A 12,848-nucleotide genomic window follows, 5' to 3' on the forward strand; every position below is an offset into this window, starting at 1 on the left:
AAGAATAGCAGAAATGGAACGGAAATCTTATCGCAGTAATTTAACGGACAAACAATTGCAACTTATTGAACCCCATTTACCCCAGAGAAACAACGAGGAAGACCAAGAACAACAAATCTACGCGAAGTAGTTAACGCACTACTGTATCAGTTACGAACGGGCTGCGAGTGGGATATGATGCCCGAAGGGGTTCCTCCTAAGTCAACGGTAAACGGATACTTTAATGCATGGAAACGAGATGGCATTTTGGATGAAATAAACAGGGTTTTTCGCGAAAACATCCTCATCAAAGAAGGGCGTAACCGCATGCCAAGTGCATCAATTATAGATAGTCAAACCAGTAAACCAGCTTCTGTTTCTGAATCTACAGGCTACGATGGAGCTAAGAAAACCAAAGGACGAAAGCGCCATATTGCCGTTGATGTGCTTGGTTTATTACTCGCCGTTGTTGTACACTCAGTGGCAATTGATGAACGCAGTGGCGCAAAACTACTGATGCAGCATTTGAAGCAATGGTTTCCAATTCTATTAAAGGTTTGGGCTGTCGGCGGCTACACTGGCAACACACTACAGAACTGGTTTTTATCGGTATGTCAGTGCATTTTGGAAATTGTTAAACGACCACGTAAAAATTTCAAATTGTGAAATGGAGATGGATTGTTGAGCGCTCTTTTGGGTGGTTAAACTGGCAAAAACGACTGAGCAAAGATTACGAGTATTATGAAGAGAGCGCTGAAGCATGGATTAAACTTGCCTTTATCAATGTGATGATTCATCGACTTCAGCCCGGATAGATATTTATAAATAAAGAGATATTAGTGGAGAAAATTCAGCTTCCAATGGATAGGTATGTCGCGCTACGGAATGTGTCTTCATTTTTTCTTGAAATATTATGAAATTGGTAATTTTAAATATTGATCAGATGATCTAAGTGGCTAAATATAATCCAATCCCGACCTGGATTGGGCTATGCCACCGCTTTTTCGGATAGCCTTATATCTACACCTCAAACATTATTTGGCGGCTCAAATCCTGATTCTCAAGGCGCTGGAAGCAAAACAGTTCAAGAATCAAGTTTCCAATTTGAGTTTAACTAAAATTTTTTGAAGCATATTCAGTTCATTGCCAGTTTGGGCTGGATATGCGGTAAAACCCAACATAGTAATAGTTCTACCTTCAGCAGGACACAATTCATTTCACGACTATCAAATTATTTAATATGACATATAAGAATAATTGTTTGTACTTATTTAGTGTTTGCTGGTTAAATATTGACCGATTTACAGCTTGGAAAAGACAAATGAAACGAAATAAAGAGCAACAAAACCAACATCCTCAGACACGCGCGATCCCCGCCCTTGTCTGGTCCGAAATTTTCACTGATGGATATTTTCCTGACTATCTCATATCCTGGATGAGTATGCCTTATGAAGATTTAAGTAAGCAATTTACTCCTGTTGTCGATGAAGAGAAAGATAAAGCATGGCTCGCATTAGCATTTAGTCAATCTGAATTTGAGTCTGGTAAGCTGTTGGATATAGGTACAAATTTAGGACTTAGTATCTCAAAAATGATCGATTTAGCAGTAGTGCTTGGAGATTCCCAAAAGCATTTGGAGTTACTCCAAATGCTTTATAAGAAAGAACCGTATTCATTCGAAAACTTTAAAAACTATTCCTTAAGACTTCAAAGAGCGTCTAAATTTGGACATCTTAATCTTTTAAAGTATCAAATAGAGCTTATCGAATCTTTTAGCGGATCTCAAACAATGGATGACTTAATTGCAACCGACAATTTTGGTGTTTTTTTAGAGGCAGCTAGACATAATCAACTTGTGATTATGAAGTATCTTGTTGAAAAGAGGCCTGAAAAAGTCCAGGAAATGATTGCATCAGATAGTTATAATGTTTATGCAGCAGCAATGCTAAACGGCCATATTGATATTGTTAAATATTTAACAGAAAAAGTAGCTGATAATCTGAATGAGATGATAGCATCAGATAATTTTTTTGCCCTTCGATGGGCAGTAAGAAGCAATTATTGTGAAATAGTACAGTATTTATTAAGTCATCCTCTGGCATTTGCTTTTACTGAGTCTCATGCTCGATCACAGAATTGCGTCAAATCATTTGTCACACAAAAGCTTAGTGATCTTCGAGAGAAACAAATAGAGTCAAACGATTTTATTAAGTCTATTAATAGTGGCTCTTTTGAAGCAAAGCTTCTATTTTATATTGTAAGAAACCTAATTCGTAGAAATGAAGCATGCTTAATTGATGATTTACATTTTTTATTAAATATTCCAGCAATCAAGGCTTTAGCTCATTCAGAGGTAACACCTGATGAGCCTAATGAATTGTTGCGTTTGGCTTTATCTATAGATAATCGAAAAGCAGTAACTGCGTTGCTTAATATACCGTTAGTAAGAACAAACGCAGAAAAAAATCGTTACTATGGTTTTGAAATACCAACACTTATGAATCATTTAAAAATCTGGTTTCCCAAAAAAGGAACGCATCCTTTAGGAGGAGCTTTAAATGAAATACGACTTATTAGTCAAAATAATCTTTATAAGGCGCGAGGGGAAAAACTTACTTTATTAACGGATTTTAATAGTAATCAAAACAAATATATTGATTATGTAACCTCTTTTTGTAACAAACATGATATTCATTTAGTTACTCCACGTGATATAGAACACGAGTTAGTCAATCATGATTGGGCGGATCAGTCGATACAGCTCAAACTATTTGAGATTGCAATGTTAGAATTATCCCATCCTGCTGGTCATCCGGTTATTGCTTCAGATATTTTTAGATTGCTATCACCTGTTCTGAAATTAGGTGCTTATTCAGATATCGATATAAGACTGGACTACAGCTATAATAAAAAAACCTCTTCTCCAATAAAGTGTCCAGAATTACTTATAAATTGTGATTTTGAGATAGGTACAAAAATGATAGAACTCAAATCATTGTGTAATAATTTTATTTATGCCCAAAATTCAGAGCATGATTTTCTCAGAGTTTATCGTAAAAATATTGCATCAGCTTACACAAATATTGATTTTATTTCAAAGCTAAGTATGAATAAAAACGTCACTATATTTGAAAAAAAGCTAATAGTAGATGATGTAGCTATAGGAAAGTACAGTGAGTTTGCTAAAAAATATTTTTCAGAAAATCCATCGAATGAAGCAAACAATTTTTTGAGTTTTCGTCAACAACTAAAAGATGCTTTGCCTCAATATTACGAGTTATTTTTTATTTTTACGTAATGACTTGTTCAGGGCCTTATTCTCTGTCGGATTCTTTCCAAAATTATGCGGATTCTTATCCAAATTCTATTGTAACGTTATTGGAGAACATTTCTCTTGGCCACTCAAATATTCCAGTTCATTTAATTGATGAAAGTGTACAGAATGCCTCTGATCTTTCTTGGACTGAAGTAGGAAGTAATAGGCTTACCGACAAAAATGATAAGATTGAGAAAAGTGCTTATGCTATTCAACGATTCTGGCGCAAGTATAAACAAGAGTCTGAATTAGTGAGTCACTCTCAAGCTAAACTGGGCGAACCTTTGTTCCATCAATTGTAGTAATTTCTATGATGAATTAAAATGGTTAATTTTAGGCGGATTAGCCTCAAGACTACTCAAAATGTTTCGGTGATCTGTAATAGATCAGGTGGGTGTAGCAAAAATCAAAGATTTTTGACCTGAAAAATAGGAAGTTAAGATTAGAGAGAACGCCTCAAATACACTTTTAGATTGTAATCTGCAAGAGGTAATACTCGACATGGTTCTGGCAACGAAGTCAGAACCATAATCAGACCGAGTTCCTAAGTATTTTTTCTCCAAATAACTGCGGGTCTTAGAGGCTATCCGAAAAATTGGTGACATAGCCCGATCCAAATTAATTATGGATTGAATTTGACCACTTAAGTTGTCCGCACAAGACGTAAAGTTAGCCGATTCAGAATATTTCATGAAAAGATAAAACCAAATTCTGTGGCTATCAAAAATGGGAGCGAGGGGAGGTCCTTTCTCACAAATTGCTTTCTCTATCATAATAAACGGAGATCGAAGGCCTAATAATGTGGGATAAAATCTAATGTTATAGTGAAGCAATGAAATTGAATAAAAAATATTGTTTTTTTCCCAAGAAAGATCATTTGACGATTCTTCAATTTTTAGTTGTTGGAGAATTTTATATAATAATTCTAATTCATCTCTCTGTATTTCACGTATATATCGATTTTCTATTTCGTTGGTTATTTTATTATTAATACGCTCAAGTTCTCCGAGAAAGGAGTTTAAAGTATTTTCATTCATGAATTGCCTCTAAATAGCTATGCACTTACTTTAAATATAGACATACCTTTAAATTATTCATTAGCTATGAGGGTAGAAGCATACAGTCATGAAAAACAAAAAATTTTGTTAGATGGAATATGGATCGAGAAAAAAATAATTAAGAAAAACATAATGAAGATATTTTAGACTGGCTAGAGAAGCAAATAGAATCTCTAAGGAATCAAAAATCAGTCTTTTTGGGCGAATTTAATAGCTATACTTGCATTGTTGATTTCGATTATTTCCTTATATATAACTTATAAAAACCTTAATACTCATATTAATTCCATAAGCTTTCGTTTTTCCAATTAGTTGGAAACCCCTTATCCGTTACTTTAAAATATTGTGTGCTCGGGAATAAATCAATGATACAAATTGCCGCTTTAGCTGGAGCATCAGGTCGATACGTTTTGAAAGCAGCCGTAGATAATTATTTTGCAGAACGTACTTTGAGAAGAGACAGTAGTATTTCTTACCTTCTCACATTAGATAGACATATACAAAAAAGTAAAAAATAAAAGAGATATCAATAAAAGAGATATCATTGAATACTACAAATACTATTTGGATAAGGTCTGATTAATCGTAATCTCAGACTCAAAACTGTAATTCTATAAATAAATCTTTGAGCAATTTGGTCATATTATATTATTATGATAAAGAGTTTAGCGAGGTCTAGACTAAACACCCCAATGTACAACAAAAAAAGGTATAGTTGATGGACAGAACTTCTAATGCTCCACTGCACGGCATTACCCTAGAGGCTATCTTAAATAGTTTGTTGATTTGTTATGGCTGGGAAGGCCTGGCAGAAAGAGTCAAAGTTAACTGCTTTTCTTCCAACCCCAGTATCAAATCAAGCCTTAAATTCCTGCGCAAAACACCATGGGCAAGAAAGGAAATTGAAACTCTTTATCTTGCTTTCTTAAAAGATAAAAATTGCGACAACTCATAATTACTGGAGTAATAAATAATATGAAGGATGTTTTCATTAATAAAGAACCTGTTGAACTCTTTAAAATTCTTAAATTTGAAGGTATCACCTCGAGTGGAGCAGAAGCTAAGGATATTATAGCTGCGGGCTCAGTATTGGTAAACGGCATAATAGAAAAACAGAAAAGAAAAAAGATGGTTGCAGGAGATACGATTGAATTGAAAGGCGAGGTCTTTCGGCTAAAGTTGGGGGCTAATTAACATTTCTATACACTCAGGTCCTAGTAAAAGTAGGTGAATATCAAGTAGGATTACAGCGTTCCAAAGATATTTTCATATTGTGAGAATAGGGCATTTATGGCGAGCCTTGGAGAGTATGCTAACTCTGATTACTGTGATAATCAGAGCTTATCTAATTATAGATTCCGTGGTTACAAGTCATAAGTGCAAGCGCCTTTTTATAACATAGTGTTCATTTCCATCTTCATTTCATGGCGCTGATTTCTTTTGTAAAAACTTCATTAGCCATGTTTTAGAACCGCTAGGCATTACTTTAATCAAAGAACAAAATCAGTGGGCGGGATTTCGCAAACAAGGTAAGCCTGAATTCTCGTTTGGCGAAGGGAAAAAGTGTGATTATTTTAGCTATATTACTTTTGTTGCAGAAAATAAAAAAGCTGTGGAACAGTTTTACACCATAGCTTTGCAACAAGGGGAAACATGTAATGGCGAACCTAAATATAGAACCCATTATTACCCTCATTATTATGGCGCCTTTATCATTGATCCAGATAGTCATTATATAGGAGCTATTACGCACCCTAAAATGTCGCAATAAGTTAAGTAATTGCCCCATCAAGAAGCTCTGTAAAAGCAAATAAGCATTATGTGGTTTAACGAATTTGATTTAATAAAGCATTCATGAATAGAGCCTGTTCTCACACGAAACTCACTTAAACCAGGCGATGTTTTTCGTTGCCATATAGCCATATACAGTGCGTCACATACCAGAGAAGCTTTCATTCTCGAGCTCATGCTCCAACCCCTGATCTTTCGTGAAAATAAATCCATAACAACGGCTAAATACAGCCAACCCTCTTGAGTCCAGACATAAGTAATATCTGAAACATAGGCTATATTTGCTTCAGCTACATGAAATTGCCTATTTAAAACATTTTCATAAACCGGTTGTTTATGTTTACTGTTAGTAGTGACTTTGTATTTTTTCCGGTAACGAACAAAAACCTTTGCTTCTTTCATTAAGCTGTGAGTTCTTCGTCGTCCTACTGGATAGCCCAATACATTTTATGCCTTCTTCATTGGCGACTTCCATAACAATAATGACTCGACTCAGCTATCTTTTTTATCCACTCTATCAATTCATCATGCAGGGGATCTTTAGGTTTATTGTTCTGGCGTTTTTGATAGCTATAATAGCTTTGTCGAGTTACGCCCAGTAGTTGGCACAATACGCCAACAGGCCAGATCTTCTTGTGTTGGGCAATAAACGAATATTTTACTTCGATTCCTGAGCAAAGAAGACCGCTGCCTTCCTAAGAAACTCCTTTTACATAAGGGTTCGGATTTTCCTGTAGAGTGTATCCCAAAGCCGCTGCTTTTCTTGATAAATTACTAAGTAGCCGTTTTTGATAACGCTCTTCATAATAGTTTGCGCCAGGATCCGTATACTTCATGCCATAACGTATCGTATTATAAAATAAAGTTGCAATCTTTCTTGCTGTAGCCGTAATCGCTTTTGATTTACCTGTTCGAGCGCTTAATCGTCGATAAAAAGCGCCCAATGCTGTACTGGTTCTTCCGAGTGTCGTAGCAGCTAACCTTAAGACTGCAGCGGCTCGACTCGATGAACGACGGGTTTTGGTCGATAATACTTTTCCGCCTGATATTTTATTGCCTGATGATAGACAAAGCCAAGATGTGAAATGCTTGCTGGTTGGCCAACGCGACATATCATTGCCGCATTCAGCGATTAACTTTAGTGCTAATGAGGGTCCAATGCCATGAATTTGTGTTAAATCAATCCCCAATACTTGATATAGAGCTGCCCTGACATCAAAACTTAAATCGTTAGGTTGCTTAGTTCGATGTTTTGCTTTAGGCAATGGCTCTGTTGGTGATTCATTTTTCTTCTGTACAAGATTTAATGTTATTTCTATTCGCTTATCACATTCACTGACTTTGTCAGAATAATAATCAAACAACTCGACAGCTTGTTTCAAAGTAAATAGGTGCTCTTCTTGATAATTACCCATTAATGCGCTTTCGATCGCTTCTACTGATTCCTTGCAACGGGTATCCCTATAGGAAGCTAATTTCCTAGGGTTATATTCACCAGCAATAATGGCTCTAATAATTTTCATTCCAGTTACTCCAGTCACATCTGAAACCACGTGATGTAATTGTAGGTTCATTTGCATTAAAGCTTTCTGCATATGTTGAATATGAGAAGCTTTAAATTCTAACAAACGCTCGCGCTGTCTTATATAGGCTCGCAATACCGCAATATCTTTACCTGGCCTAAAACTAGCACGCAACAATCCATATTGATGCAACCGCTGAATCCATTGCGCATCATTAACGTCGGTTTTACGTCCAGGAACATTTTTTGCCTCTCTGGCATTGACTAAAAATACTTCAAAGCCATAACTTTCAAGAATTTCAAAAGCAGGAATCCAATAAATACCTGTTGATTCCATAGCAATGCTCGTTATCTTGCACTCTTGAAGCCATTTTGCCATTTCATGAAGTTCAGTTGTAAAACTTTGAAATGTGCGGACTGGTTCTTTTGATAAATTGTTGCCTACTGCTACAACATGAAATTTGGATCCAATATCAATCCCTGCAGCATTAGCATGGATAATAGGCATGCCAGACTTTTTATTAAATGAGCTCATTCTTTTCCTCTCAAATTAAATCAACCAAAGAGCGGGGTAGCAATGAATAATCACCTTCCTAAACGGGGTCACTAGTGTGCCTCCAATGCCGGGTTCGCAGTACGCCCTGGACCATGTTTTTTAACGGGGTATAAAACCACCAATAGGCGGACGGTCGCTCTCTTTGGGTGGTAAAATTATATTGAAAAATTCAGAGGAGTTTCTATTTAACAGGGCAAGATCGTGTCTTTCGGTTGTTTTTTAAGATTTCCTTTTCCATTTTTAGGCGCTTATTTTCTTCCTGTAGGCGGCGTATTTCTAATTGCTCTGCTGTTAACTTACCATTGCCTCGAAATGCCTCACTATCAGGTTCTTGGTGTTCTCTAATCCAGCGACTAAGAAGAGCTTGATGAACCCCTAAACTTTTAGCTGCCTCTGTGCAACCATAGCCTTGATCTAATACAAGACTCACTGCATCAAGTTTAAATTCTTTTGAATACTTCTTTCTTACTGCCATTATCTTCTCCAGTTAAGTACATTATCTCTTAACTGGGATGTCAAAATCTATTAGACCACATCATTCCGCTATAAACCTTACTACGGCTAGATTCCGCTGCATGACCACTGAGTCCCTGGACCCTGCGGACATGCAGCAAAACGTAACCATCAGGCGAATTGTCAATGGACTTTAATGTTTTAATTGCGTTTCAGATTTCCAAAAAGCGTCTTCTTCGGGTTGGTTTGCTGAAAAAAGATAGACCTCGACAATTTGACCATTATTAATTTTCATCAAGTCAACTCCGTCCATAGACAGTCTGCTGCCATTGGATTTATGGGCGGAGAAATGAAGGGTAGCGGCTACTAAGAAGTTATTAGCCATGATATTTTTTACTTCATCGATTTTGAAAGTATTTTCACTGATTTTCATAAATTGACCAAATAGTGAAAATACTTCCTGCTTACCGTAATAAGTTTTTGACAAAGCACCATTTCCAGGTTGATGCCAAATGATATTTTCAGAAAGCAGGCTATCGAGCAAGGCCATGTCACCAGTGGCTAGAGCTTCAAAATATTTTTGTACTATTTGAACTTCGCTTTCAGACTGCGTTGCCTTCGGAATATAGTAAGCATGGGCAGTCACGACCTGAAAGAGCATTGCAAAACAGAGAGTTATATTTCTTGTCCAGTTACTTGTTTGTTTTCGTATCATCCTATTTTCTCCTCACGGTTTGTTGTTTCACTTACGCAGTTTATGAGCATGGAGAAAGAAATGATTCTAAAAACTCGCCATTAATTTTCAGTTTTTAGCCATATTGAGATATTCAGAAGGCAATTGCCCGGTATGAGTCCGAAAGGTTGCAATGAATTGACCTAAGGAATTATAGCCTACCGTAAAGGCTACCTGAGTAACGGAGTTTCCAGATAAGCGTAGGAGTTCCTTTGCTTTTGTTATTCGATAATGAATCAGCCACTGCTTGGGTTGGAGTCCTGTTTCAATCACTGCCAAACGATTAAGACTACGACTACTCAATCCGGAATGACGTGCTACATCATTCATATTAATATTTTCTGCTAAGTGCTCCCGCATGTAATTTAAGGCTATTTTTAAACGTGGATCGCTCGCTTTTGCTTCTAAATGCTCCACTGATTGTATGTAATTGGAGGAAGTCTGCATAAGTATCTCATGCAAAGTTTCAAAAAATACCTGAATTAACGATTGTGCATTGTTTGTTTTCGGGTGGAGTAATAAATAAAAGAGTAGCTCCTTTATCAAATGATCCACTGGAAGAATTAAGGGTACTGAAGAAGAAAAGCTCGCTTGGTATTTGTTAGAATCAATCAAAGCAATTAGCCGCTCGCCACTTTTAGTAGTGGAAGAAAAAGAATGCGTCAGATTGGGCGGCAGGTATAACATTTTACTCACACCCAATTGCAGCGCTTTCCCCTCCAAAATAATGCTGATTTCTCCTTGCAAAGGGATAAATAAAAGTGCTTCTTGTAAAGTGATTTGCTGAACCTGCTTCCCAGGAAGATTTTGATGAATCAGATATAGACCATCAAAACTTACCGAGATGTCTTTACCCTTTTTCATGAATGTCCTCGGTAGACAGATATTGTATTGCTTACAGTCTGGAATTATAGTGGTATGCACCAATTATTTTCAAATTCAATATTCCTGTTATGTATTCAGGGATTTGTCAGGTTTTTTTCTTCATTCTAATGGCTTCTCTCGCATTAGCAAATTCTCATTCTGATAATATCAACCATTTGCGTGGCTAATGAGGCGTGTTATCGTTTGTGATAGATAACGTACCTTATCCATCACAAACAGGGTATAAGCATGAAAAATAACAAAAGAGGCGTTATGAATTTACGAGATAAGCAAAATTCAAAAAACCAAAATTTGTGATGGATAAGATTCTTCATCCTTCGGATGTGGCTATTGGTACCGACTCCTTGCATTAAAAAATTATTATATTTGAGTGGTTAAGGAGCAGATAGGCCTTTCAATTAGCATTCAATTTGATCTAGTAATTCAATCTGTTCATTAAGATTGACTATCTGATTTTGCCAATATACAGGCGTATTAAACCACGGAAAACTCAAGGGGAAAGCTGGATCTGTCCAGCGTTTTGCAAGCCATCCTGAAAAATGAAGCATGCGTAGTGTACGTAATGCCTCTATTAAATGGCGTTCTCGTGGATTAAAATCATGAAATTCACAATAACCTCGTAAAATCTTCTCTAATTGTAAATCCATTTGTTCCTGTTCACCGGAAAGAAGCATCCAAATATCCTGTATTGCAGGACCCATGAGGCAGTCGTCTAAGTCCACGATATGTGGACCCGATTCGTTCCATAAAACATTTCCAGCATGACAATCGCCGTGCAAGCGGATTTGATCAACGTGAACTATAGATTTAAATATCTGTTCTATCTTTTGTAATGCTGTTTCGGCTGTTTTGCAAAAATTAGGTATTAAATAATCAGGAATAAAATTTTGCTCAAGCAGAAGTTTGTAAGGATCATGCCCATATGTTTGAGGATTTAATTGCATGCGATGCTTAAATGACTTGAATGCACTAATTCTATGTATGCGCCCTATAAAGCGGCCCATCCATTCTAGTTGCTCACTATTATCCAATTCTAGTGCATGACCTCCGCGCCTAGGAAAGAGTGAGAATCTGAAATCATGATAATGGTGTAAGGTTTGGTCATTTATAATTAGAGGTGAAATAATGGGAATTTCATGTTGTACTAATTCAAGTGAAAACTGGTGCTCCTCTAAAATAGCTTCTGAACTCCAACGATTCGGTCTATAGAATTTAGCTATGAGGGGCTCATCATTTTCAATTCCTATTTGATAAACGCGGTTTTCATAACTATTGAGTGCGATTAAACTGCCGGTACAAAGAAGCCCCGTGCTTTCAACTGCATCCAAAATGGCATTGGGATCGAGTCGTGTATAGGGTGTTTGATTCTCGTGATTCAAATACGAATTCTCTGCTGGGAAAATATAGGGGTGTGTTATATAGAATGTATGTTAACACAATAATATTTTTTTCCAAAAAACGATAATTAGTTGGTGCCTTTTGTAATAGTTCTGTTAGAAGGAGGAATTATCAAACAAAGTTTAAAAAAACCACCGTATAATCGAACCATTCAATATTTGTATATATTTTTAATTTCATTATCACATCTCGGTTTAAAAAACTGTTTCATTTATATAATGTTTAATTTAGACTACATATAACCTTATGTTGAACTAAATACTCTATGTTAATTGGCTATGCTCGAATTTCTACCACCAACCAAAATTTAGATTCACAAATTGATGCTTTGAAGAAAGCTGGATGTGAGAAAATTTATCAAGATCAAATTAGTGGTTCTGCAATAAACCGACCGGCTTTGGATGAATTAATTCAGGATATTAGAAAAGATGACGTTTTAGTCATATGGAAGTTAGACCGGCTAGGGCGATCTTTTAAAGATTTAATTACATTAGTAAATAATCTTCTGGAAAGAGGAGTGGGTCTTAAAAGTCTGAATGACCCGATAGATACAACCACTGCGCAAGGACGATTAATATTCAATATATTTGGTTCTCTTGCGGAATTTGAACGAGACCTGATAAGAGAGCGGACACTTGCAGGATTAGAAGCAGCAAGATTGCGAGGAAAAAAGGGAGGGCGTCCGGCTGGTCTATCAAAGTCTGCTCAAGGAAAGGCGCACTCATCAGAGTTACTCTACAAGGAAGGAAAGCTTAGTGTTGCTGAGATTTGCATGCAACTTGATTTAAGCAAAGCGACGTTTTACAAATATTTGAAATTAAGAGGAGTATCTATTTCTGCTGATAATTATAGAGCCAGGTATAAACCTCCAACAAGTATCATTATAGATAAAGATAAGGAATGACCATTTTGTATATATGGGAACTCGAACTTCAAAATCAGGACCAGTTCATTGATGTGATGAAGACAAGAAAGGACTTTTGTTTCTTTTGTCACTCCAATAACGGATAAAGAGGGGTTCTAACAAAAGTATCTAAAGACCAATAATTATAATTTCAAGAGAAACTTGGCACTCGACAATTGAACGTTCCTGGAATATTAAGAATAAGATAAATCTACGGTTCTTAAAGTGCTATTGATTAAATTTCAATCAGGCC

The 12,848-nt window shown here is 36.4% G+C and carries 12 protein-coding genes and 3 pseudogenes; 8 read left to right on the forward strand and 7 right to left on the reverse strand.

Translation table 11 applies throughout. The features are described from left to right. Window positions 1–138: 138 nt before the first annotated feature. The 4 genes and pseudogenes from EL220_RS05140 to EL220_RS05155 all read left to right on the forward strand — a co-directional run. Window positions 139–645, forward strand: a pseudogene (locus EL220_RS05140) (transposase); the annotation flags it as partial. Continuing rightward, complete coding sequence (locus EL220_RS05145; RefSeq protein ID WP_162162579.1) at window positions 642–794, forward strand: transposase; 153 nt, start codon at window positions 642–644, stop codon at window positions 792–794. The pseudogene EL220_RS05140 and the gene EL220_RS05145, both read left to right, overlap by 4 nt. Before the next feature lie 506 nt (window positions 795–1,300). Then, window positions 1,301–3,277 (forward strand): ankyrin repeat domain-containing protein, encoded by a 1,977-nt coding sequence (locus tag EL220_RS05150; RefSeq protein ID WP_164838756.1) that lies wholly within the window; start codon window positions 1,301–1,303, stop codon window positions 3,275–3,277. Between the two features lie 80 nt (window positions 3,278–3,357). After that, window positions 3,358–3,597, forward strand: a complete 240-nt coding sequence (locus EL220_RS05155; protein ID WP_128130833.1) for a hypothetical protein — start codon at window positions 3,358–3,360, stop codon at window positions 3,595–3,597. Window positions 3,598–3,681: 84 nt separating this feature from the next. On the opposite strand, the gene EL220_RS05160 is transcribed toward EL220_RS05155, so the two are convergent. Further along, window positions 3,682–4,332: a hypothetical protein gene (locus tag EL220_RS05160; RefSeq protein ID WP_128130834.1), complete on the reverse strand. Its 651-nt coding sequence runs from the start codon at window positions 4,330–4,332 to the stop codon at window positions 3,682–3,684. A gap of 386 nt (window positions 4,333–4,718) precedes the next feature. On the opposite strand from EL220_RS05160, the gene EL220_RS18140 reads away from it, so the two are divergent. The 3 genes from EL220_RS18140 to EL220_RS05170 all read left to right on the forward strand — a co-directional run bounded on the left by EL220_RS18140 (window position 4,719) and on the right by EL220_RS05170 (window position 5,547). Beyond that, complete coding sequence (locus EL220_RS18140; RefSeq protein ID WP_162162578.1) at window positions 4,719–4,871, forward strand: hypothetical protein; 153 nt, start codon at window positions 4,719–4,721, stop codon at window positions 4,869–4,871. A gap of 200 nt (window positions 4,872–5,071) precedes the next feature. Beyond that, window positions 5,072–5,308: a VF530 family protein gene (locus EL220_RS05165; protein ID WP_027272282.1), complete on the forward strand. Its 237-nt coding sequence runs from the start codon at window positions 5,072–5,074 to the stop codon at window positions 5,306–5,308. A 20-nt stretch (window positions 5,309–5,328) separates the two neighbouring features. Further along, window positions 5,329–5,547, forward strand: coding sequence for an RNA-binding S4 domain-containing protein (locus EL220_RS05170; protein ID WP_027272283.1), 219 nt, complete (start codon window positions 5,329–5,331; stop codon window positions 5,545–5,547). A gap of 693 nt (window positions 5,548–6,240) precedes the next feature. Here the strand turns inward: EL220_RS05170 and EL220_RS18620 are convergent. The 6 genes and pseudogenes from EL220_RS18620 to EL220_RS05205 all read right to left on the reverse strand — a co-directional run. After that, window positions 6,241–6,833: pseudogene (locus tag EL220_RS18620) on the reverse strand (IS3 family transposase); the annotation flags it as partial. 6 nt (window positions 6,834–6,839) lie between these two features. Further along, window positions 6,840–8,201 (reverse strand): IS110 family RNA-guided transposase, encoded by a 1,362-nt coding sequence (locus EL220_RS05185; protein WP_051544792.1) that lies wholly within the window; start codon window positions 8,199–8,201, stop codon window positions 6,840–6,842. Window positions 8,202–8,439: 238 nt separating this feature from the next. Next, window positions 8,440–8,697 (reverse strand): annotated as a pseudogene (locus EL220_RS05190) (transposase); the annotation flags it as partial. Between the two features lie 171 nt (window positions 8,698–8,868). Next, window positions 8,869–9,390: a nuclear transport factor 2 family protein gene (locus tag EL220_RS05195; RefSeq protein WP_027272285.1), complete on the reverse strand. Its 522-nt coding sequence runs from the start codon at window positions 9,388–9,390 to the stop codon at window positions 8,869–8,871. An 87-nt stretch (window positions 9,391–9,477) separates the two neighbouring features. After that, complete coding sequence (locus tag EL220_RS05200) at window positions 9,478–10,272, reverse strand: helix-turn-helix domain-containing protein (protein ID WP_027272286.1); 795 nt, start codon at window positions 10,270–10,272, stop codon at window positions 9,478–9,480. 419 nt (window positions 10,273–10,691) lie between these two features. After that, window positions 10,692–11,672, reverse strand: a complete 981-nt coding sequence (locus EL220_RS05205) for a serine/threonine protein kinase (protein ID WP_027272287.1) — start codon at window positions 11,670–11,672, stop codon at window positions 10,692–10,694. A gap of 284 nt (window positions 11,673–11,956) precedes the next feature. Here EL220_RS05205 and EL220_RS05210 point away from each other — a divergent pair, with 284 nt between their 5' ends. Continuing rightward, window positions 11,957–12,595 carry a recombinase family protein gene (locus tag EL220_RS05210; RefSeq protein WP_027272288.1) on the forward strand — a complete coding sequence of 213 codons (639 nt, stop codon included), beginning with the start codon at window positions 11,957–11,959 and terminating at the stop codon, window positions 12,593–12,595. Window positions 12,596–12,848 lie beyond the last annotated feature (253 nt).

The sequence above is a fragment of the Legionella sainthelensi genome (assembly GCF_900637685.1).
In the GTDB taxonomy this organism is placed as follows: Bacteria; Pseudomonadota; Gammaproteobacteria; order Legionellales; family Legionellaceae; genus Legionella; species Legionella sainthelensi.